22 protein-coding genes are annotated in these 21,647 nt (G+C 64.4%); 12 read left to right on the forward strand and 10 right to left on the reverse strand.

All coding sequences use genetic code 11. From position 1 onward, the window contains the following. Window positions 1–9: 9 nt before the first annotated feature. Genes OVY48_RS22590 through OVY48_RS22610 form a run of 5 tightly spaced genes read left to right on the forward strand, consistent with a single transcriptional unit; the run spans window position 10 to window position 4,542 of the window. Entirely contained in the window at window positions 10–1,125 is a 1,116-nt protein-coding gene (locus tag OVY48_RS22590; RefSeq protein WP_313924546.1) for an FAD-dependent oxidoreductase, read from the forward strand. A gap of 22 nt (window positions 1,126–1,147) precedes the next feature. Next, entirely contained in the window at window positions 1,148–2,326 is a 1,179-nt protein-coding gene (locus OVY48_RS22595; RefSeq protein WP_313924547.1) for an MFS transporter, read from the forward strand. Beyond that, on the forward strand, window positions 2,323–2,889 hold the full coding sequence (locus OVY48_RS22600; protein ID WP_037475330.1) for a cupin domain-containing protein: 567 nt from the start codon (window positions 2,323–2,325) through the stop codon (window positions 2,887–2,889). The genes OVY48_RS22595 and OVY48_RS22600 overlap by 4 nt, the downstream gene beginning before the upstream one ends. Beyond that, window positions 2,889–3,782 carry an NAD-dependent epimerase/dehydratase family protein gene (locus tag OVY48_RS22605; protein ID WP_313924548.1) on the forward strand — a complete coding sequence of 298 codons (894 nt, stop codon included), beginning with the start codon at window positions 2,889–2,891 and terminating at the stop codon, window positions 3,780–3,782. The genes OVY48_RS22600 and OVY48_RS22605 overlap by 1 nt, the downstream gene beginning before the upstream one ends. Then, window positions 3,769–4,542, forward strand: a complete 774-nt coding sequence (locus tag OVY48_RS22610) for a glucose 1-dehydrogenase (RefSeq protein ID WP_313924549.1) — start codon at window positions 3,769–3,771, stop codon at window positions 4,540–4,542. Before OVY48_RS22605 ends, OVY48_RS22610 begins: the two co-directional genes overlap by 14 nt. Here OVY48_RS22610 and OVY48_RS22615 read toward each other — a convergent pair whose 3' ends face one another. From OVY48_RS22615 to OVY48_RS22625, 3 genes are all read right to left on the reverse strand, one after another. Next, window positions 4,543–5,493 (reverse strand): fumarylacetoacetate hydrolase family protein, encoded by a 951-nt coding sequence (locus tag OVY48_RS22615; RefSeq protein WP_313924550.1) that lies wholly within the window; start codon window positions 5,491–5,493, stop codon window positions 4,543–4,545. It abuts the gene before it with no gap. 83 nt (window positions 5,494–5,576) lie between these two features. Beyond that, window positions 5,577–6,737, reverse strand: coding sequence for an alpha/beta hydrolase (locus tag OVY48_RS22620; RefSeq protein WP_313924551.1), 1,161 nt, complete (start codon window positions 6,735–6,737; stop codon window positions 5,577–5,579). Between the two features lie 3 nt (window positions 6,738–6,740). Continuing rightward, window positions 6,741–7,643: a VOC family protein gene (locus tag OVY48_RS22625; RefSeq protein ID WP_313924552.1), complete on the reverse strand. Its 903-nt coding sequence runs from the start codon at window positions 7,641–7,643 to the stop codon at window positions 6,741–6,743. A 134-nt stretch (window positions 7,644–7,777) separates the two neighbouring features. Between OVY48_RS22625 and OVY48_RS22630 the strand changes: the two genes are divergently transcribed. Beyond that, entirely contained in the window at window positions 7,778–8,686 is a 909-nt protein-coding gene (locus tag OVY48_RS22630; RefSeq protein WP_313924553.1) for a LysR family transcriptional regulator, read from the forward strand. Between the two features lie 2 nt (window positions 8,687–8,688). On the opposite strand, the gene OVY48_RS22635 is transcribed toward OVY48_RS22630, so the two are convergent. The 3 genes from OVY48_RS22635 to OVY48_RS22645 are packed head-to-tail and all read right to left on the reverse strand — an operon-like array spanning window position 8,689 to window position 12,426. Then, window positions 8,689–9,468: an SDR family NAD(P)-dependent oxidoreductase gene (locus OVY48_RS22635; RefSeq protein WP_096060520.1), complete on the reverse strand. Its 780-nt coding sequence runs from the start codon at window positions 9,466–9,468 to the stop codon at window positions 8,689–8,691. Between the two features lie 16 nt (window positions 9,469–9,484). Then, on the reverse strand, window positions 9,485–9,904 hold the full coding sequence (locus tag OVY48_RS22640) for a nuclear transport factor 2 family protein (protein ID WP_313924554.1): 420 nt from the start codon (window positions 9,902–9,904) through the stop codon (window positions 9,485–9,487). 53 nt (window positions 9,905–9,957) lie between these two features. Beyond that, window positions 9,958–12,426: a TonB-dependent receptor gene (locus tag OVY48_RS22645; RefSeq protein WP_313924555.1), complete on the reverse strand. Its 2,469-nt coding sequence runs from the start codon at window positions 12,424–12,426 to the stop codon at window positions 9,958–9,960. A gap of 206 nt (window positions 12,427–12,632) precedes the next feature. On the opposite strand from OVY48_RS22645, the gene OVY48_RS22650 reads away from it, so the two are divergent. Beyond that, window positions 12,633–13,436, forward strand: coding sequence for an SDR family oxidoreductase (locus OVY48_RS22650; protein ID WP_313924556.1), 804 nt, complete (start codon window positions 12,633–12,635; stop codon window positions 13,434–13,436). A gap of 16 nt (window positions 13,437–13,452) precedes the next feature. Next, complete coding sequence (locus OVY48_RS22655; RefSeq protein WP_313924557.1) at window positions 13,453–14,235, forward strand: SDR family oxidoreductase; 783 nt, start codon at window positions 13,453–13,455, stop codon at window positions 14,233–14,235. Window positions 14,236–14,488: 253 nt separating this feature from the next. Here OVY48_RS22655 and OVY48_RS22660 read toward each other — a convergent pair whose 3' ends face one another. Further along, window positions 14,489–14,911, reverse strand: a complete 423-nt coding sequence (locus OVY48_RS22660) for a nuclear transport factor 2 family protein (protein ID WP_313924558.1) — start codon at window positions 14,909–14,911, stop codon at window positions 14,489–14,491. A gap of 214 nt (window positions 14,912–15,125) precedes the next feature. Continuing rightward, on the reverse strand, window positions 15,126–16,658 hold the full coding sequence (locus OVY48_RS22665) for a long-chain-fatty-acid--CoA ligase (protein WP_313924559.1): 1,533 nt from the start codon (window positions 16,656–16,658) through the stop codon (window positions 15,126–15,128). Between the two features lie 174 nt (window positions 16,659–16,832). Between OVY48_RS22665 and OVY48_RS22670 the strand changes: the two genes are divergently transcribed. Together OVY48_RS22670 and OVY48_RS22675 are read left to right on the forward strand one after the other, a co-directional pair. Then, window positions 16,833–17,594 (forward strand): SDR family NAD(P)-dependent oxidoreductase, encoded by a 762-nt coding sequence (locus OVY48_RS22670; protein ID WP_037476054.1) that lies wholly within the window; start codon window positions 16,833–16,835, stop codon window positions 17,592–17,594. A 14-nt stretch (window positions 17,595–17,608) separates the two neighbouring features. Further along, on the forward strand, window positions 17,609–18,358 hold the full coding sequence (locus tag OVY48_RS22675; protein ID WP_313924560.1) for a ThuA domain-containing protein: 750 nt from the start codon (window positions 17,609–17,611) through the stop codon (window positions 18,356–18,358). A 139-nt stretch (window positions 18,359–18,497) separates the two neighbouring features. Here the strand turns inward: OVY48_RS22675 and OVY48_RS22680 are convergent, their stop codons facing one another. Both OVY48_RS22680 and OVY48_RS22685 read right to left on the reverse strand, forming a co-directional pair. Next, window positions 18,498–18,863, reverse strand: a complete 366-nt coding sequence (locus OVY48_RS22680; RefSeq protein ID WP_037476058.1) for a Rieske (2Fe-2S) protein — start codon at window positions 18,861–18,863, stop codon at window positions 18,498–18,500. After that, window positions 18,860–19,972, reverse strand: a complete 1,113-nt coding sequence (locus tag OVY48_RS22685) for an acyl-CoA dehydrogenase (protein WP_313924561.1) — start codon at window positions 19,970–19,972, stop codon at window positions 18,860–18,862. Before OVY48_RS22685 ends, OVY48_RS22680 begins: the two co-directional genes overlap by 4 nt. Before the next feature lie 211 nt (window positions 19,973–20,183). Between OVY48_RS22685 and OVY48_RS22690 the strand changes: the two genes are divergently transcribed. Beyond that, the gene (locus OVY48_RS22690; RefSeq protein ID WP_313924562.1) at window positions 20,184–21,077 is read left to right on the forward strand and encodes a helix-turn-helix transcriptional regulator; all 894 of its coding nucleotides are present in this window, start codon (window positions 20,184–20,186) and stop codon (window positions 21,075–21,077) included. Window positions 21,078–21,240: 163 nt separating this feature from the next. Next, on the forward strand, window positions 21,241–21,645 hold the full coding sequence (locus tag OVY48_RS22695; protein WP_313924563.1) for an OB-fold domain-containing protein: 405 nt from the start codon (window positions 21,241–21,243) through the stop codon (window positions 21,643–21,645). The last annotated feature ends 2 nt before the right edge of the window (window positions 21,646–21,647 follow it).

Raw genomic sequence — 21,647 nt, forward strand, 5'->3', positions numbered from 1 at the left:
AGGCACTTCATGCAAGCCTGTAATATCCTCGTCATCGGTGGCGGCATCGGTGGCCTGACCGCCGCCATCGCCCTGCGCGCGCGCGGCTTTGCTGTCACGGTGATCGAACGTGATCCCGACTGGTCGGTCTATGGCGTCGGCATCATCCAGCAATCGAACGTCATCCGCGCCATGTCGCAACTTGGCCTCATCGACGAATATGTCTCGGCCGGCGTCGGCTTCGACGCGGTCGAAATCTACACCCCCACTGGCGTCCGCGTCGCGCGCGTCCCCACCCCCCGGCTGGTCGATGGCTATCCCGCCAATATGGGCATCGGCCGTCCTGCCCTGCACAAGATGCTGGGCGACCGCACGATCGCCAGCGGCGCGCATGTGCTGCTGGGCGTCACCGCGACCGAATGGAACGACGATGGCGAAGGCGTGGACGTCCGCTTCTCGAACGGCTCGTCGGAACGCTACGACCTGGTGATCGGTGCCGACGGCGTCTATTCGCAGACCCGCGCCATGCTCTTCCCCGACGCTCCGCGCCCCGAATTTACTGGTCAGGCAGTCTGGCGCTACAATCTGCCCCGCCCGGCCGATCTCGACGCGCTGCACGTCTATAACGGTCCCACCGGCGTCGGGCTGGTGCCGATCTCCAACGACCTCATGTATATCTATGTGACCACCCCTGAACCCGGCAACCCGCGCTACCCGCGCGAGGGGCAGGCGGCACTGATGCGCTCGAAGATGACCGGCTGCGCGCCCTTCATTCAGCAACTGGCCGAACAGATCGTCGATGATGCAGGCGTCGTCTATCGCCCGCTCGAAGCGATGATGATCGACGGGCCCTGGCACAAGGGCCGGATCGCGCTGCTGGGCGATGCCGTCCACGCCACCACCCCGCATCTCGGCCAAGGCGCGGGCATGGCGATCGAGGACAGTCTGGTGCTGGCCGAAGAACTCGCCACCCATGACGATATCGAAGCGGCCTTGAGCGCCTATCATGACCGTCGGCTGGAGCGCTGCGCCTATATCGTCCGTTCCAGCATCGCCATCTGCATGGGCCAGATCGGCAAAGGCCCGCCGGTCGACAATGCCAAGGCGACCCAGGAGATGTTCGACGTCGTCGCGCAGCCGATCTGACCTCGAAGCAGGAGCAAGGCCGATGCGAGAAGCGACAACCCGCCATGGCGTGATCCTCATGCTGGCGGCGGTGATGCCGACCATGGCGATCATCGCGCTGGTCCCCGTCCTGCCCTTGCTGCTGCGCGAATTTGCCGACGTGCCGGGCGCGGCGGTGCTGGTGCCGATGGCGCTGACCGTGCCCGCCCTCTGCGTGGCGCTGTTTTCGCCGCTCGCGGGCTGGCTGTCCGACCGACTGGGGCGCAAGCGGCTGCTGATCGGCGCGCTGCTGGGCTATGCGGGCTTTGGCTTGCTCCCACTCCTGCTCGACAGCCTCTATGCCATCTTCGCCGTGCGCGTTGCGCTGGGATTGGCCGAAGCGGTGATCATGACCGTCGCCACCGCCATGGTCGGCGATTATTTCGAAGGCGAACGGCGCGAACGCTGGGTGTCGATCCAGATCGCGACCGCCAGCGTCAGCGCCATCGCCCTGATCGCCATGGGCGGCGCGCTGGGCGAACTCTTCGGCTCGCGTGGGCCGTTCTGGATGTATCTGCTGGCCCTGCCGGTAGCCGCAGCCGCCGCCATCATCCTGTTCGAACCGCATCAGGTCGCCAAAGCGCGGTCTGGACTGCCCGACCCATCGGTGCTGCGGAGTATCGGTGGCCTTGTCGCCATCACCTTCGGCATCGGCCTGCTCTTCTACACGATCATCGTGCAACTCGGCCCGGTGATCGAGGCGACCGGCGTAACGTCCCCCGCGCTGATCGGCGTGGCCGGGGCCGCCGCCAATGTCGGCGTCATGCTCGGCTCGCTGCTGTTCGGTCGGGTCAAGGCGCGGCCCGCGCCGCACCTGCTCGCCTGGGGCTTGCCGCTGGTGGCGCTCGGCTATGTCGGCGTCGCCCTATCCACGGATTTCGCCCTGACGGTCGCGTCCGCCGTCGTCATCTGCATCGGCAACGGGCTGATGCTGCCGACCATGTTGGCGTGGGTATTGCGCCGACTGCCGCCCGCCACGCGCGGGCGCGGCACGGGTGTATGGACCGGCGCCTTCTTCCTGGCCCAGTTCATCGCGCCGATCGTGGCAACCGCCTTGTCCAGCCTGCTCGGCGGGATGGCAGGCACCTTTCTTTTCTTCAGCGCAGCCGCAGCGATCGGTGCAGGCATCGCCCTGCTGCGCTACGGACAAGCACAGCCAAATCTTCAAGGAGTAACATCATGACCACCCCCGTTCGCCGCGTCGTGACCGGCCATAATGCCCAAGGGCTGGCCATCATCCAGGAAGATGGCGCTGCGCCGCGCGTCCAGCAGGTCGGCGGCCCGGCAGGACCGATGTTCCACGAAATCTGGAATACGCAGGCAACCCCCGCGCCGATCGACGCCGCGTCGGGCGAACCGGCCGAAGACGGCATCAAGCTCGCCCCGCCCAAGAACGGCACCCGCATCCGCGTGCTGGACATCCCGCCCGAAGGCGACACCATCCGCACCATGTCGCCCGAAGAGGCCCGCGCCCATTTCGCCGAAGTGGGTGCCAGCGACGCCTCCGCCCATAGCGGCGAAACCACCCGCCATGCCCTGATGCACCGCACCGAAACCATCGATTATGGTATCGTGCTGGAAGGCGAACTGGTCTTGATCATGGACGAAGGCGAAACCACCGTCCGCGCGGGCGACATCGTCATTCAGCGCGGCACCAACCATGGCTGGTCCAACCGCTCGGACAGCAATTGCCGCATCGCCTTCATCCTGATCGACGGCACGTTCGAGCCAGATCTGCAGCGGTAATGCGGATCGCCATCACCGGGGCGGCCGGGTTCGTCGGCCAGGCGGTGGTCCGCCAACTGCGCCAGCGCCGCCCCGATGTGGATCTGCTGCTGGCGGATCGGGCTTTCACCGGCCCGTCCGCCTATCTGACGCTCGTCGGCGACCTGACCGACCCGGCGATCGTCCGCGCGCTATGCGGCCCGGAAACCGACGTCCTGCTGCACCTCGCCGCCCTTCCCGGCGGCGCAGCGGAACGCGATCCGCAAGCATCGCGGGCGATCAATCTGGACGTGCCGCTGGCCCTTGTCGAAGCGATGGCGGGCCGCCGCCTGATCCTCGCCGGGTCGATCGCGGTATTCGGCGGCACATTGCCGACACAGGTTGACGATACGACCCCACCAGCCCCGGCCAGCGTCTATGGCGCGCACAAATATATGGTCGAAATCGCCTTCGCCGATGCCGTCCGGCGCGGCGCGATCCAGGGCATGGCCCTGCGCCTGCCCGGCATCGTCGCCCGCCCGGCAGCCGCTGGCGGCTTCGGCTCGGCCTTCCTCAGCGACATCTTCCACGCGGCAAAGGCGGGCACGCCCTATGCCATCCCCGTCGCCCCCGTTGCGACCAACTGGCTCCTGTCCGCCCGCGCCTGCGCCGCCAATCTGGTCACCGCCGCGCTGGGCGATGCGACCGCGCAGGACGCCGTCACCCTCCCGGCCTTGCAGGTCAGGATCGGCGATCTCATCGATATGCTCGCCCGCTTCGGCGACGTACAGCGATTGACCTTCGAAGAGGACGCCACCACCCGCCGCACCTTTGGCAGCTATCCGCCGATCGCCACCCGCTACGCGGATGATCTCGGCTTCCAGCATGACGGCAGCTTGACCCAATTGGTGGAGACCGTGCTTGCAGACCTCTGACCCACTCGCGGCCTTCCGACTGGAGGGCAAGACAGCGCTTATCACCGGCCCGACGCGCGGCATCGGCCACGCCATAGCCCGCCTGTTCGCTGGCGCGGGTGCCAGGCTGGTACTGGCCGATATCGACGCCCCGGCCTGCGACGCGCTCGCGGCGACTCTGGGCGGCCTGTCCCTGCCCACCGATGTCAGCGACGCCGCCGCCCTCACCCGCCTGGCGGACCAGGCCGAAGCCCAAACCGGCGGCATCGATATCTTGGTGTGCAATGCAGGCATCGCCGGAACGCCAGCGCCGATGCACGCCATGGCGGAGTCCGACCGCGACACGCTCTATGCGGTCAACCTCCTCCACCCGCTCCGCCTCACCGGGCTCATCGCCCCCCGCATGGCCACGCGCCGACGCGGCAGCATCGTCCTGCTGTCCAGCATCGCGGGCCTGCGCGGCAATGCGATGCTCGGCCATTATGGCATGACCAAAGCGGCACTGGCGCAGCTCGCGCGTAATCTGGCGGTCGAATGGGGACCATCGGGCGTCCGCGCCAACGCCATCGCGCCGGGCCTTATCGAAACCGAATGGGCGGGCGCGATCCTCTCCAGCCCCGACCGCGCCGAACGCCGCCTCGGCCTCACCCCGCTCCGCCGCGCAGGCTCCCCCAAAGAAGTCGCCGCGACCACGCTCTATTTGGCCAGCGACGCAGGCGGTTTCACCACCGGCCAGACGATCGTGGTCGATGGCGGCACACTGATTTCCGACGGCAGCTGATTACCCCGCCACCACCCGCTGATCGATAACGCCGAAGGGTGATGCCCCCTCGCCTGCGCGCATCGCGACGCGGCTGCCGAAGGGGAGGAAGGCGGTTTTGGGGGCGCCATGGGCGATGATTTCGATCGCGCGGCGTTCGGACAGGCAGGTGGAGCCGACCGTTTCATGCTCCGCATTGGACACGGTGCCGGAGCCGATGATCGTGCCGGCCGGCAGCGATCTCGAACGGGCGGCGTGGGCGATCAGTTCGTGAAAGCCATAGGCCATCGCCGCGCCATTGGGATGACCGAACCATTCCCCGTCCACCTCGACCGTCAGCGGCAAGCAGACGCGGCCATCGCGCCAGGCATCGCCAAGGGCATCGGGCGTCACTGCGAACGGCGCAACGCTGCAGGCGGGCTTGGCCTGCACCCAGCCAAAGCCGGTCTTCATCTCCACTGGAGCGATCGCGCGCAGCGACCAGTCGTTGATCAGGACAACGAACCGGACATGGCCGAGCGCATCGGCGGCGCAGCAGCCCATCGGCACGTCATCGGTGATGACGCCAAACTCGCCCTCGAAATCGATGCCGTCCGCTTCGCTGGGCAAGGGCACATCGTCGGTCGGTGCGATAAACTGGTGGCTCATGCCCTGATACATGAGTGGCAGGTCGGTTTCGATCGGCGGCATGTTGAACGCCGTTTCCATCAATTTGGCGTGGTTGGTGAAGGCCGATCCGTCCAGCCATTGCCAGGCACGCGGCAGGGGCGCAGCGAAATCGGCGGGTGCAACCACTTCGCCCGACGCTGCATCCTGCGCGGCTGCGGTCAGTGCATCTTGCGCCGCGTCCCAATCGTCCAGCGCCGCCTGCAGCGTGGCATAGCCTGTGACCGGTGCGACCCGCGCGCCATCGTCGCTGACCGCTACCAGCGTGCCGTCACGGCCGCCGCGCTTCAATGTTGCCAGACGCATTGCTCAACTCCCCTGCAAAAAAATCGGCGACGGCGGGATCATGGCCCGCCGTCGCATTTATCATGTTGCGATAATCCGCGCGCTTAGCCGGCGTGGCCGTCCAGCGTGTCGGCGAACCAGTCGGCGATATAGTCGCAGCCAAAGCTCATATTGTCGGCCCCGACATGTTCGACCCCGCCTTCCCGCTCGGTGAACAGCTTGAGTTCACGACGTGGCGAATTGACGAGTTGGTCATAGCAATCCTGCGCATAATCGACGCTGATCTGCCGGTCCTTCGCGCCATGGGTGACCAGGAAGGGCACCTTCACGCCATCCATATGGCCGCCATTCAGGTTCATGTCCTTCGCCTTTTCCAGGAAGTCTTCCATGGTGTCGGCACCGAAGGCCCACATGACATGCGCCCAATAATGGGGGACGGGATTTTCGCCTTCGCGGTTCAGCCGCTTTTGCTGCACCTCGGCCCAATTATGATTGGCACCCCAGCAGGCACCGCTGGTGAAGCGCGGTTCATAGGCGACAGCGCGCGGCGCGAAATGGCCGCCCAGCGAAATGCCGGTCATGCCGATACGCTTGGGATCGGCGTCGGGCTGGGTTTCCAGCCAGTCGACCGCCTTGCTCGCCCAATTTTCGCTATGCGGATCGACCGGCAGATTCTGCAAGCGCAACGCCTCGCCACTGCCCGGCTGGTCGACGCTCAGCGTCGAAATGCCGCGCCGTGCCAGCGCTTCTGGCAAATTCGACCAATAGAGCAGTTCCTTGCAGCTATCGAGACCATTGCAATAGACGACGACCGGATGCGGCCCTGGTCCGGGCGCACGGGTATAGAGCGCAGGCATGGTGCCCTGCGCCAGCGGGATTTCCACCCGCTCGCGGTTGATCTTGCCCAGTACCGTCGAGCGATCGAAGATGTCGCGCGCCTTGGCATAGGTTGCTTCGCGGCCCGGAGCGCCATGGCCCTGCATCCGTTCGGCCACGAACAGATAGAGCGCCGCGCGCTCCATCTTGTCGGAGGCGGAGAAAGCGCGCCCGGCGGCGATGTCTTCATCAGCGAGGCCGATCAGCCGCTCGGCCATCGCGACCCACTGGGCCATGAACTGGGGCGTGCCCGCATCCGCACCGGACGCCGCCGCGTCGCGGATCGGCTGGCACATATCGACGATTTCGCCAATCTTGCCGCCGCTTTCCAGCGCGATCGAAACCGACAGATTCCAGATATAGTTGGGGAAATACTCAAACAAAGCCATGGCTTATACCTCTACTGGCTGAAACAGGCCCTTGTCGGCCTCTGGATGGGGCATGGTCTGGGGTCCGCCGACGCCAACGCCCCACTGATCCATCACGGTCGGTCCAGGCACATGGACCTGATCGACATGATGCTCGAAATCGACCTCTTCCAGTTCCGACGTATATTCGACGGCAAAACCATTGGGCGTCGTGAAATAGCTGAACGTGTTGTTCCCGGCGGTATGGCGCCCCGGACCCCACAAAATGTCGGTGCCCTTTTTGCGCAGGCGGCTGATGCCGCGCATCATGTCGTCCACCGTCAGCATGTCATAGGCGACATGGTTGAGGCAGGCCGGCCCCGGCAAGATGGCAATCCGGTGATGCGCGCTGTTACAACGCAGGAAGCACATGAAGTCGCCCAGCCAGTCGCTGACCCGCATGCCGAGCACATCGACGAAGAATTGCACCATCGCCTTGTGATCGGGCGAATGGAGAACGATGTGGCTGATCTTCTGCGGCACGCCGTCCCAGCGGTGCATTTCGCGCGCGGTGCCGCGGGCGACATCGCTAGAAATCTCGAACGGCAGGCCATCGGGCGAGAAGAAGCGGAAGCCATAGCCGCCGCCCAGCGTGGTCAGGTCACGCGGCGCGAAGATGATCTGGCATCCGGCTTCCGTCACCTTTTGATGCAGGGCATCGACATCGGCGCGGCTGTCCGCCGCCAGGGCGATGACATCGACGCGCTTGTCCTCGGCGGCACGCAGGCGGACGACATGATGTTCGTCATTCCCCTCTGCGGCGAAGTGCAGCATGCCATCCTGCATGCCGACATCCTTCAGCCCCCAGACGTCGCGGTAGAAGCTCTGTTCGGCTTCCAGATCAGTGACGGCATAGCCGACAAAGCGAATTTCAGTGACGCGGCTCATAGCGATCCTGCTCCGATAATGATGGGTCGGTTCGTCCACGGACGACCTCGTCGCAAGCATATAGGGCGGTTATGCACGATTGATAAAAGGATTGTTTTGATGCAATTCAATTCATATCGTGAATGGAGAGGCATGTGCGTTTCAAGGGTTTGGACCTCAATCTGCTGGTGGCCTTCGACGCGCTGATGGTCGACCGCAGCGTGTCGCGCGCGGCGCAGCGCGTGAACCTCAGCCAACCCGCGATGAGCAACGCCCTCTCGCGGCTGCGCGCCTATTTCGGCGATGACCTGCTGATCGCGCATAACAAGCGCATGTATCCGACGCCCTTTGCCGAAACGCTGATCCCGCAGGTGCAGGCGGCGCTCGCGACGATGGAAAGCGTGGTGGCGACCTCCCGCCATTTCGATCCCGCAACGTCCAGCCGCACCTTCCGGGTCATGACGTCGGACTATATCGCCACCGCCGTTCTCTTCCCGATGATCACCCGCCTCGCTTCGGCCGCGCCGGGTGTGCGGGTCGAACTGCTCCTACCCAGCCAGAGGCGGATCGAATTGCTCGACAATGGCAATATCGACCTGCTGATCACACTGGAAGCCTATCTCACGCCCGAACTACCGTCCGACTTCCTGCTGGAGGATCGCTACTGGCTGGTCGGCCGGGCCGACCATCCCGCGCTGGTCGAGGGGATCACGCTGGAGACGATGCAGGCCTATGAGCATGTGATGGTCGCGATCGGTGAGGAACGATTGCCGAGTTTCGGCGATGCCTATCTCGACCGGATCGGCATCCAGCGGCGCGTGGCGATGACCGCGCCCAATTTCGCCATGCTGCCCTGGCTGTTGCAGGAAACCGACTGGCTGACGCTGATGCAGGGGCGGCTCGCGCATCTGATGCAGCGCAATTTCGCCATCGAAATCGTCCCGCCGCCAGTGCCGATCCCGCCGCTCGTCGAAATGGCGCAATATCATGTCACGCGCAGCAATGACCCCGGCCTGCGCTGGTTGATCGACACGATCCGGGCGCAGGCGGCGGACACCGCCTGATCCTATACCCCGGTCATGCCCGCCGTGGATGCTCCGTCGATCGCATATTCGCCGCCGGAGATGAACGCCGCTTCGTCCGACCCTAGAAACGCCACCAGCGCGGCGATTTCCTCGACCCGGCCCATCCGGCCCAACGGCGACATCCCTTCATAAGCGGCGCGCGCGGCGTCGGGCGATGGCGACTTGGCGATGATCGCGCTGATCATCTCCGTCTCCACCACGCCGGGCAAGATGGCGTTGCAGCGGATCGGCAGCTTTTCCGTGGCGCAGTGGATGGCGATCGACTTGGCCATCGCCAGCACGGCGGCCTTCGTCACCGAATAGGCCATATAATTGCCCATCACCTTATGCGCCGACATGGACGAATTGATGATGATCGACCCGCATGGCCCGCCCGGATTGGCGCGCATCAAGCCCAGCGCCGTGCGCGCGGTCAGCATCACCCCGGTCTGGTTGACCCCGATGATGCCGTTCCATCCGTCCATCGAGATGGATTCGACGCTGCCGTCGTTGCTTTCGGTCCCGGCATTGGCAAAGACGATATCCAGTCGGCCGAACTCGGTGGCGATCAGGTCCGCGACCCGCGCCCAGTCGGCCTCTTCCTGCACCCGCGCCTTGACGAAGCGCGCGCCCGTCTCCGCGCTCAAGGTCGCGGCGGCATCCTCCTTCGATCCGGTGAACACCAGTTGCGCGCCATCGCGCGCCAGCCGCTGCACCGTCGCGCGTCCGATGCCCGACGTGCCGCCCGTGACCAGCGCCACCTTGCCCGTTAGATCAGCCATGTCGTTTCCTTGTCCTTCAGTCAGCCATCAGCGTGCCGGACGCCCGCGCGATCAGTGCCGTGTCGAAATAATAGGGGGTGATGCCGCAAAATTTGTCGCCGCGCAGGTGAAATACTTCGCATAGCGGCAGGGTCAGACGCTCGCCATTATACCGCGACGTCGCTTTGATCGTCACCATCACGATCGCATGATCGTCCGATACCGTGACATCGCCGGTTTCCAGCGCCGCATCGTCCCAGAAGCTGAACACCTTGGTATAGAGTTCGCGCAGCGCCGCCTTACCCAGATATTCCCCGCCAAAGGGCAGGCTGTCGGCCTCGACGATGCGGAAATCGTCGGTCATCATCGCTTCGGCCGCGTCCCATTGGCCAGAGCCGGTGAGCGCATAAATCTGTTCGACCATCGCCTTGACGGCGGCATAGCGTTGCGGGTCCATCTCTCTCTCCCAAAACAAGGCTGCCCCCGACCATCGGCCGGGGGCGCAACCTATCAGAACCTGGTGCTGAGTTGCACCATCACTGTGCGCGGCAGCGTGCCAAAGCCCAGCTGGTCGGCATGGGCGGGGACTGCCCCGCCCGATGCGCCGCCGGTCGAGGGACCATCGACCACGCCGGTCACATAGAAGCGGTTGGTCAGGTTCTTGCCGATCAACGCCACCTGCCAGCGATCATCCTCAGCCCCGACGCGAATGCCCGCGTCCAGCGTCGCATATTTGCTCTGGCGCGAGTCGGGATTACCAAAGCCGGAGGGCAGATAGGAACCGCTGTAGCGCACGTCGGCATTCAGGCCGAGCATCAGCCCATTACCCATCGGCGTGTCATAAGAAGCCCCGATCGTCCCGGTCCATTCCGGCGCGACCGACAAGGCCTGGCCGCTCAGATCCTGGCGCACGCCGCCGCCCGGCAGCACGATGTTGCACCCTTCGCCCACGCTCTGCCCGGCATAGCAGGGGGCCTGCGGGAAGCTGGTATAGCGGGCGCGGTTATAGTTGATCGACCCATGGATGTTGAGGCCTGCTACGGCGCGTGGCGCATATTCGAAATCGACCTCGACGCCCTTGGTCCGCGCGTCGGCGGTCAAGGTCTGGAAGGCGAAGATGGGCGAGTTGAAGAAGTCGACCTGCAAATCCTTATAGGCATAGCTGTAGATGCTGAGGTTCAAGCGCAGTTGATTGTCGGCCAGCGTCGTCTTGACCCCGCCTTCGAAACCGCGTGCCCGTTCGGGATCGAAGGTCAGATCGGCGACCGGGTCGGCCGACAGCTTGGAATTGATGCCGCCGTTGGAAAAGCCGCCCGACTTATAGGCGGTCTTGTAGGCGCCATAGACCAGCACGCCGTTGACCGGCTTCCAGGTGATCGACGCTTCGGGCGACCAGTTGTTGAACGTCTGATCGGCGGTGATGACGCCCAGGCCATCGGGGTCGTTCTGGTCGCGGAAGATCGCCGCCACACCGGCATTATTATAGGGCTGGGTGAAATGGCTGTCCTTGGTCTCATGGGTGTAGCGCGCACCCACCGCCAGTTCGAGCGTCGGCACGATCTTCCACGTCGCCTGCCCGAACAAGGCAACCGTCTCGCCATCGGTGAAGCTGGTCTTGCGCGTGGCGAGATATTCATCCTCCGGCGCGGCGGCGCTGTTGGTCAGGCCGCCCAGCACGATATATTGGTCGAAGGTCCGCTTGGTCTTTTGATACAAGCCGCCGACCATCAGGTTGACCGGCCCGTCGAAGCTGGTGAGCGCCCGGAACTCGGTCGAAAAGGCGTCGAAGGTCGAATTTTCGGTCGCCCAGTTGGACGCCACGCTCGACTGGAAATCGCAGGCGCAGGCCCAGCGGTTGTTGTTCCAATTATAGTTGGTCACCGACGTCAGCGTGACATCGTCCAGCTCATAATTGATGTTCGCGGTAACCGCCCAGCTCTTGTAGCGATTATAGAGGCTGCCGTCCGATTTGGCATAGGGGATCTGCGCCGCGAACTCGGCGGGCAGTTTGTTCTGATGCGTCACGAAATCGCGGGCGCAGGCATAGCCGTTGAGCTGGCTCTCGCCGCTGGGGCAATTATAGGCGACATAGTTCCAGCTGTTGTTGTTGGTCTTGTTATAGGAACCTGACGCCTTGAGCGTCGCGGTCAGCCGGTCGGTCGGCTCCCATTTCAGCGTGACGCGGCCGAGCAGCTCCTTCTCGCCGGGCTGTTCTTCCGGCGCGGGGTTGGCGACCGCAAAGCCGGTCGCGCCCGTCGCGATGTCGAAGGTGGGATAGTCGATCGGCGTCGAGACGTTACGATAATAGCCGCCATACATTTTCGATGCGCGCACCGCGACGCGCACGCCCAGCGTGTCGGTCAGCGGCCCGGACCCGACAAATTCGGCCTGCGCCTGCTGCGCCTTGAACTCGTAACCGGCGCGCGCCTTGAACTCCGGCGTCGATGTCGGATCGGCGGTGGTCAGCGAAATGACGCCTGCGGTCGCATTCTTGCCGAAGAACAGGGCCTGCGGCCCTTTGAGGATTTCCACGCCGCCAAGGTCGAAAAAGCCTTCGTTAATGATCCGGCCCTGGCCATAATAGACCCCGTCAACCACTACCGCGACCGACTGTTCGATGCCGATGGAGGTGGAGGACGAACCGATCCCGCGCAGCGTCAACTGCGCGCCCGACCCGTTGGAGGCGCGTCCGACATTGAGGTTGGGCGTGCGCGCCGCGATCTTTTCGATCGAGGTCAGATCCTGGCGCTGGATCAGTTCAGCGGAAATGGCCGTGACGGCGACCGGCACATCCTGCACGCTTTCCTCGCGCTTGCGCGCGGTGACGACGATGTCGGTCAGGCCGCCTTCCTGCGTCGCCTGCGTCGCTGCCTGCGGGGCAACATCCTGCGCGAACAGCGGCTGGGCAAGGCCCATCGACAGCGCCATGGCGCTGGTCGCCATCGCATAAGCTGATCGTTGCGCGAAAATCCTGGTCATTATTAAACCCTCACCTGATTATATTCTCGAAATCGCATCGGGATGTGGCACGCCGTAACGGCACGCCTGCCCGTCGGCCCTCAATGCGCGTATCGTCCCAGGAGCGAACCTGCAAAAAACGGCAGGTGAAGCAAAGGCGCGCAGGGCGGACAAGCAGGGGTGCAAAAGACGCGCCCATGTGAGGGCGGAACGGGAAGGGAATGGCTATGGCAGGACGATTGGACGGACGCGTGGCGCTGGTATCGGGCGCGCTTAGGGGGATTGGCCATGCCATCGCGCAATGCCTGGCAGCCGATGGCGCGACCACCATCATCACCGATCTGGACGCGCCCGACAGCCAGCCCGTCACCGACATTCTCGCGGCGATGCCGAACGCCCGCTACCTCCGCCTCGACGCGACCGAGGAGGCGGCATGGCAGGCCGCGCGCGACGCCATCGAGGCCGATCATGGCCGACTCGACATCCTCGTCAACAATGTCGGCGCGGACCTGACCGGCAAGGTGCAGGATATCGAACTGGCGTCGTGGCGGCGGCTGATGACGCTCAACATGGATACGGTATTTCTGGGCACCAAGACGTTCCAGCCGATGCTCGCCCGGACCGGCGCGACAACGCCCTATGGCTCCAGCATCGTCAATATTAGCTCGATCATGGGCCTGGTCGGCATGGGTGAGGTATCGGCCTATAATGCGTCCAAGGGCGCGGTGCGGCTGTTCACCAAATCCAATGCGCTCGAATTTGCCGATGCGGGCGTGCCGATCCGCGTCAACTCCGTCCATCCCGGCTTCGTCGACACGCCCCTGCTGCGCAAGGGCATGGAGCGCTGGGCCGAACGCGACGGCACGGTGACCGCGCAGGAACTGATCGCGCAAATGGCCGAAACCACGCCGGTCAAACGGCTCGCCCAACCGATCGAAATCGGCAAGGTCGTCGCCTTCCTCGCCAGCGACGACGCCAGCTATATGACCGGCAGCGAAGTCGTGGTCGATGGCGGCTGGACCGCGCGCTAAACCAGAAGGATAGTTTATGAGCAATTTCGATTTGACCGGCACGGTCGCGCTGGTGACGGGTGCCAGCGGCGGCATCGGCAGCGCCACTGTCCAGGCGCTCGCCGACGCGGGCGCGCGCGTGATCGCCACCGATATGGCGCAGACGGCCACCGTGGCGGGCGCTACGGACTATCGCCCGCTCGACGTCACCGACGAGGATGGCTGGGCTGCGCTGGCGGCCTATGTCGATGCCACTTATGGGCGGCTCGACATATTGGTGAATAATGCGGGCATTTCCGTCACCGACGCGATCGCCGACACCAGCCTCGCCACCTTCCGCCGCTGCATGCAGATCAATGTCGAGGGCATTTTCCTCGGCACCCGCGCCATGGCCGACCTGTTGGCCAAAAGCGGGGCGGATCGGCGCGGCGGATCGTCGATCATCAACCTGTCGTCGGTCGGGGGATTGGCGGGCGCGCCCTTCATGTCGGCCTATTGCGCGTCCAAGGGCGCGGTGCGGCTCTTCACCAAATGCGCCGCGCTGGAATATGCCGCGCTCAAGCAGCCGATCCGGGTGAACAGCGTCCATCCCGGCGGCATCGACACCAACATGATGGACACCATCTACGCGCGCTATGTCGAAACCGGCGCCTTCCCCGACGAAGAAACCGCCCGCGCCACCGTTTCGGCGGGCCATGCGCTTGGCCGCATGGGCACGCCGCAGGAAATCGCCGACGGCATCGTCTATCTCGCCGCGCCGGCCGCCAGTTTCATGACCGGCTCCGAACTGGTCATCGACGGCGGCATGACTGCGCAATGATCGGCTGCGATGCTATCGGTCCGTTCGTCCTGAGTAGCCATTGAGCGAAGTCGAAATGGCGTATCGAAGGATTGGGCTAGGCGCAGATGCTTCGATACGCGCCTTCGACAAGCTCAGTCGCTACTCAGCACGAACGGTCATTTCAAAGTCAGGGACTTCAGGCCTAAGCCAAAAAAGACCCGGTCGCTCTCAAGCGGCCGGGTCAATTCCTACCCCCTCATGGAGAGCGAGCGGGCGGGAATAGCGCCTGTTGTCAGGTCTGGTGGATGATGGTGAAGGACCGGCTCTGGAAGAACCATTGCCCGTCGCGCTTCACCAGCTTGTCATTGTAACAGGCCCGCGCCCGCTTATCCTTGCCCGTCTCCGGCTCGGCATAGACTTCGGAAAAATAGGCCCGCGCCTCCGCGCTATCGCCATCGACGCGGATCATGCCGGGATTCACCAGGAAACTGAGCTGGGGGTAATGCGGCATTGCGCCCGCCCACAGGGCGACGATCGCGTCCTTGCCCGACACGACGCCCAGCTCGGGATAATGCGACAAATCCCAATGGCTGTCCTCGACCCAGAGCGACGCCCAAAGATCCTGATCGACGCGATTGACCGCATCGGCATAGGTTTCCAGCAATTCGCGGATCGCGATCCGGTCCTCGATCGGCCCGGTAAAATTGGCGGTCAAAACCTCTCTCCTTATCCTGTTTTGTGAGAGGATAGGCGGAGACCGCGCAACCGGAACCTGCCGGAAATCGCAGGTTTTAGCGGCAAATCGGTTGGTGCGATGACTTCAACCCCACCCGTTCGTTTCGAGCGAAGTCGAGAAACGTTGCGCGGCGTTTCTCGACTTCGCTCGAAACGAACGGAGGTTGAGTATTTCGACCCGAAGTCATCGCATTCTATCGATAGTCATCGCGCAGCAGGCGGCGCAATATCTTGCCCGATGGGTTGCGCGGCAGGTCGCTGCGGAACTCCACCGTCTTGGGCGCTTTGTAGGCCGCGATCCGCTCGCGCGCCCAGGCGATGAGCGCGGCAGGATCGGGCCTTTCTCCTTCGACCGGCACGACGATCGCCTTCACCGCCTCGCCCCATTTCGCGTCCGGCACGCCGATCACCGCGACATCGGCGACGGCGGGATGGCTGTAGAGCGCATTTTCGACCTCCGCCGGATAGACATTCTCGCCGCCGGTGATGATCATGTCCTTGATCCGGTCGGCGAGATACAGATAGCCATCGGCATCCATCCGGCCTGCGTCCCCCGTGCGCAACCAGCCTTCGCCATCCAGCGCCTGCGCCGTATCGTCGGGTCGGTCGAAATAGCCGATCATGCAGGCCTGCGACGCCACCATGATCTCGCCAATCTCGCCCACCGGCAGCGTTTCGCCTGCCTCGTTCGCGATCCGCACCCGCACGCCGGGCAATGGCACGCCGATGCCGCGCATCCGCTCGCTGCCCTGCGGGTCATGATCCTGCGGCGGCAGGCCGATGATCGTCCCCGCCGTCTCGGTCATCCCGTACATTTGCGCGAAGCCGCAGCCGATCACCGCGATCGCCTGCCGCAACAGGTCGAGCGGGATCGCAGAGCCACCATAGCAGATGGTCTTGAGGAAGCTGAAATCCGTGTCGGCGGCCTGGGGATGATCGCACAATATGCGCAGCGCTGTGGGCACCAGCATGATCTTGGTAATGCGGAAGGTGACGAGCAGGTCCAGCACCCGCGTCGGGTCGAACTCGCGCACAACCACCCCGGTCGCGCCATGCTGCAAGGTCCATAGCCCCCAGCCCGACCCGCTGATATGGAAGATCGGCATCGCGATCAGCGACACATCTTGCGCCGTCCAGCGATACCAGTCGGGCAGCTCCGCCGCAGGGACCGAGGCGCGCAGGCCAAGCAGGCTGCGGTTGGACAGCATTGCGCCCTTGGGATTGCCGGTGGTGCCCGATGTGTAGAGCATCAGCACCGCCTCGTCATAGCCGACATCGCGGCGCGGATCGGCGGCATCCTGCGCATCGCGCCAGTCGGGAAAGAGCGGATGGCCCTCGCCTGCATCAGTGAGCAGGATGCTCGCCGCGCTGTCCGTCACCCGGTCGAGAAACTCCGGCTCCACGACGATCAAGCGCGGCCGCGCGTCGGCGAGGATATAGGCGACCTCCGGCGGGGCGAGCCGCCAGTTGACCGGCACCATCACCAGCCCGGCCTTCACGGCCCCCAGCCACAAACCGAAATAATCGTCGCGATTCTTGCCGAGATAGGCGATCCGATCGCCCACGCCATAGCCCGCCGCGATCAGGCCATTGGCCACCCGGCTCGCCTGCCTATCCAGCGCAGCATAGCTGGTTTCGCGCCCTTCGAAGATCAGGGCGATGGCGTCGGGCGTCGCGGCGGCATGCGCCCTGACATGGTCCGCTACTCTGATCGCATCCGTCCCCATATACCCTCCATTCAAGGCCGCAGCATAGCGGCAAAAGCCGCGCCGTCCCCCTCTCACAATCGCTAAGGGTCATATCTTGGGCGCCAACGCCCCTGACGCTTTTGCCAGTGCAGCGGCGCCCCTTTGCCGATAAACAGGCGGGCAAATGCAGTGTGAACAGGAAAGGATGCCGTCATGGACATTGGTCTGAAGGGGCGCAAAGCCATTCTCGCAGGCGCCAACGCCAGCATCGGCCGGGCCGTCGCCAAGGTTCTGGCCGCCGAAGGCTGCGACGTGGCGCTGTGCGGGCGGACGCAGGACAAGGTCGACGCCGTCGTGGCCGAAGTGCAGGCGCTCGGCGTGCGCGGTATCGGCGCGTCGGTGGACGTGACCGATGCGGAAGCCTTCCCCAATTGGGTCAGCAGCGCCGCGCAGGAACTGGGCGGCTGCGACATCTTCATTTCCTTCGTCTCGGTCAATCCGGGGGTGGACACCCCCGAAGCCTGGACCACGGTGCTGAACGGCGACATCTTGCCGCTGGTGCGCGGCATCCACGCGGCCCTACCCGCGCTCGAACAGTCCGATGCCGGGTCGATCGTCACCATCTCGTCCACTGGCGCGCTGGAGGAATTTATGGGGCCGCAGCCCTATAATGCGCTGAAGGCCGCAGTCATCAACTACAGCGCCGCGCTGGCGCAGAAACATGCGCCGCAGGGATTACGCGTCAATTGCGTCTCGCCTGGCCCGATCTACACCGACGATGGCCCCTGGGCCTATATCAAGAAGAATATGACCGATTTCCATGACGGCATCCTCCAGCAGATTCCCTTCGGCCGCATGGGCACGGGCGAGGAACTCGCCAAGGCGATCGCCTTCATCGCGTCGCCCGCCTGCCGCTACATGACCGGAGCCAACATCCTGATCGATGGCGGCATCACCAAGGGCGTGCAATATTAAGCGGGGACGATAGCATGAGCGAGACACAGCCCGCCCGCATCAATTGCGTGCTGATCGTCGGCGGCCTTTATCACGACATGGACTTCGCCCGGCTGGAGTTGTTGAAGCTGCTGGGCGAAGACCCGCGCGTGCGGACTCGCGTGTTCGAGGATTATGGCAATCTCGACGCCATCCTCGCCGCCGACATGCTCATCACCTACACCTGCGACGTGGTGCCGCCCCTGCCCGCGCAGGAAGCGTTGCGCCAATGGGTGCGCGATGGCGGCCGCTGGTATGCGCTGCACGGCACCAATTCGGTGCTGCGCCTGTTCGACAATGGCTTGTATGGCAGCCCGCGCTGGGCACCGTTGATGATGGAAACACTGGGTAGCCAGTTCATCGCCCACCCGCCGATCGCCCCCTATCGGGTCGAAGTCGCCGACCCCGATCACCCGCTGACCCGCGGCATCGAACCGTTCGAAACGACCGACGAGCTGTATCTGATGGAACGGCATGGCGATCTCCATGTCCTGCTCGACACCGAATTTGCCGGCGAAGCGACCGGCTTCGACGAGCATCAATGGGCGCAGGACCGGCACCCTGTCCTATATATCAAGGCGCAGGGCGAAGGCGCAGTCCTCTACAACACGCTCGGCCATTGCCGCAGCCATTATGACATGCAGCCCTTCCTCGACTGGTGGCCCACCATCGACCGCTGCGCCTGGGATCTGCCGGTGTTCTACGACCTGCTGCGGCGGGGCATTGCGTGGTGCAAGGGGGAGTAAATTACCTAAAATCCTCCCCTGGCAGGGGAGGTGGCAGGGCGTAGCCCTGACGGAGGGGTGTCGCGCTATCGATAGGGCGACACCCCTCCACCACTTCGTGGTCCCCCTCCCCTTACAGGGGAGGATTTAGCCCCCCGCTTCACCCCAACGGCTTGACCGGCAGATGCTCGGCGCCCGGCGCTTCGTCCGGTACCGCCACCTCGATCCATCCGTCGGCGCTCTCGCGCCATGGGTAGAGTTTGAGCGCCTTGTAACCCGCCCCGCCCAGACATTCGCCATTGTCGAGCTTGAACCGTGCGCCGTGCAGCGGGCACATCACTGCACCGCGCCGCACGCGGCCGCCCGGTGCCAGTTGTGCGGCGGCGTGGCTGCACCGGTTGATGAGGGCATGGACCTGCCCCTCATCCTTGCAGAGCAGCACCGGCCAGCCATTGACGATGAAGGGCATCATCGCCCGCTCCTCGATCGCGCTGGCCTCGACCACCCGATGATAGCTTTCCGTCATGCGCGCGCCTGATCCTCTCGTGCGGCCTTGGTCGTCATCGTCCTATAGGCGTCCATGTCATGATCCACATCGCCAAGCAGCGTGACAAGCGCCATCACCCGCTTGAACGCCTGACCCACCAATAATTCCTCGGTCGTGCCGATGCCGCCATGCAATTGCACCGATTCTTCGCCGATATGCACCGCGCTCTGGGCGATATAGGCCTTGGCGCCGATGATCGCTGCCGCCCGCCCGTCCGCGCCAGCCCCCGCCGCGCGATAGAGTTGCGACCGGCTGAGTTCGAGCCGCGCATAGCAATCGGCCATGCGGTGCTGCAACGCCTGGAAACTACCGAGCGCCTGGCCGAATTGCTGCCGCGTCTTGAGATAGTCGAGCGTCGCGGCGAACATCATTTCCATGAGGCCGAGCAGTTCGGCGCTGACCGCCAGCCGTGCCTGATCCATCACGCCTGCCAGTTCCGCCTCGCCACCCGCCATCGGTTCTGCGGGCGTATCGGCAAAGCGAACATCGGCGGCATGCGAGCCATCGACCAGCCGATAGGGGTCGATGCTGACCCCCGGCGCGCCCGCCTCGACCAGATGCAGCGTCAGCGGTGCGCCGTCGCCTGCGCGCGCGGCGACGATGAACCGATCGGCATGGCCGCCGCCCAGCACCATCTGCTTGATCCCGCTGATGCGGCCGCCGGTCACCCGCGTCCGCAATCGGTCCAGGCCAAAGCGCGCCTGCGTCTCGAACAGCGCCAGCGCGACGATCGCTTCGCCGCCGACGATAGCGGGCAGCAGCGCATCCTTCTGGTCCTGCGTGCCAGCCGCCGCCACCAGCCCCGCGCTCAGGATCAGCGCGGGCAGCACCGGCTCCACCGCAACGAAGCGCCCCAGCGCTTCCATCACCGTGATGATGTCCACCGGCGAACCGCCAAAGCCACCCGCCTCTTCGGGCAGCGCGAACGCCAGCAGGCCCGTTTCGGCCAACATCGCCCAATTGGCGTCGGCAAAGCCGCGCGGTTCACGCAAATAGGCCAGCCGCTTGGCCGCGTCATAGCGGTCCGCCCCGAACCGTTGCACAAGGTCGCGAAGCATGGCCTGCTCATCGCTGAGATCGAAATTCAAGCCACCATCCCCCGGATTGTCATGGCTGGACCGCGCGCTGCGCCGTCCGGCTGTTGCTGTTTCATGACGCATTTATGCACGGGCAGCGGGCAGGGCGTGGACTGGATATTCCGCTAGTTTCACCATGGGCACGCTGCGCCCCGAAAACCTAACGCTAGTCATAGGTTTTTGTCGCTTGCCCGCACCCCCTGCCCATAATAGCATCTGGCCCATGGAGAGATCAGGTGACACGCTCGTCGCCCCCCGCAAGGATGCCGGACAAGCCGCAAAAGTGGCGACCGATTTCCGTTCGGGCAGGCAGGTTCCAACCGCTATTTTCGCGCCCGCCGACATAAGGCCGGCGGCGGAGGCGTTGCGCGATATTGCCCGCGACCTGGGCAATTTCCGCGTCGCGGCCTGCGCCAATATCGCTTCGCGATCGCCGATGACCGACGCGGAAGGCGAAGTGCTGGCCAGCGCCGTGTTCGGCTGGCCCTCGACCAAGGAACAATGGTGGCAAAAGCCGCTACTCGCGCTCAGTTCGCCCCTGCCCTTCGCCTGCCGCTACGAAAATGAACCCTTCTGGGCCAATGCCCATGGCATCCATACCCGCGCGCCCAATCCGCTGCTCGACCAGATTGACCTCAGCCTCTTCGAAGGCGAAGTGAATGCCAAGGCCGTGATCGTCGTGCCGGTGCATATGTCCTTTGGTCAGATCGCGGCGATCAGCTTTTCGCCGATCAACGACAAGCGCGACGACCTGTCGCGCGAGTTCGACCTCTATAGCGACCAGCTCGAATATCATGCCCGCCGCTTCGTCAACGGCTATACCCGCGTCAGCAGCCAGCGCCCCTGGATTCCCAAAAATTGCCGCCTCTCCAAGCGCGAAGTGGAATGTCTGCGCTGGGCGGCGGTGGGCAAGACGGACGCCGAAATTGCGATGATCCTCAGCCGCAGCTGCGCCACCGTGCGCTTCCATATCCACAATGCCGCGATCAAGCTGGAGGCCGTCAACCGCAGCCAGACCGTGTTCAAGGCGACGCAGCTTGGCTATCTCGGCAATGTCGCCGCCGTCATGGTCCCGCATCTGCCGCATGAAACGCAGGCGTCGGCCGCCGCGAAATAAAGTTTCTCCCCCTGAGAAAGTGTGCGGCCAGCCGGGCGACCGGCTGGCCTTTTTTTTTGTGCCCGCGCGTCCAACGACGCTGCCAACCTATGCTTTCTTACAGAAGCCTTCGCCCGTTCCGCTTCCCATAGTGGCCCCACACAAGAATGAGAGGGCTTAGACGTTGGGCGCATCAGCGATAGCGCAGGGACTGTTTCGGGAAACGCCCGAACCGACCCTGATCGGCGGGCGGCACCGGGATACGGGGCGGATCGTCTTTCCCTGCCCGGACGATGCCGCGCGCTGGGAGCCGATCGACCTGCCGCGCCGGGGCACGCTCTGGTCCTGGACGGTCCAGCGCTTCCGCCCCAAATCGCCGCCCTATATCGGGCCGGAAGCATTCACTCCCTTCGCCATCGGCTATGTCGAACTGCCGGGTGCGACGATCGTGGAAACGCAGATCGTGGGCGCGGACTTCGATAGCCTGACGATCGGCATGGCGATGGACCTGGTCACGACCGACTTCGCCACCGCCGCCAATGGCGATGCGATCCGCCTCTACGCCTTTACCCCCGTCACGGAGGCCTGATC

Origin of the sequence: Sphingobium sp. SA2 (assembly GCF_032227065.1) — a bacterium.
Classification (GTDB): domain Bacteria; phylum Pseudomonadota; class Alphaproteobacteria; order Sphingomonadales; family Sphingomonadaceae; genus Sphingobium.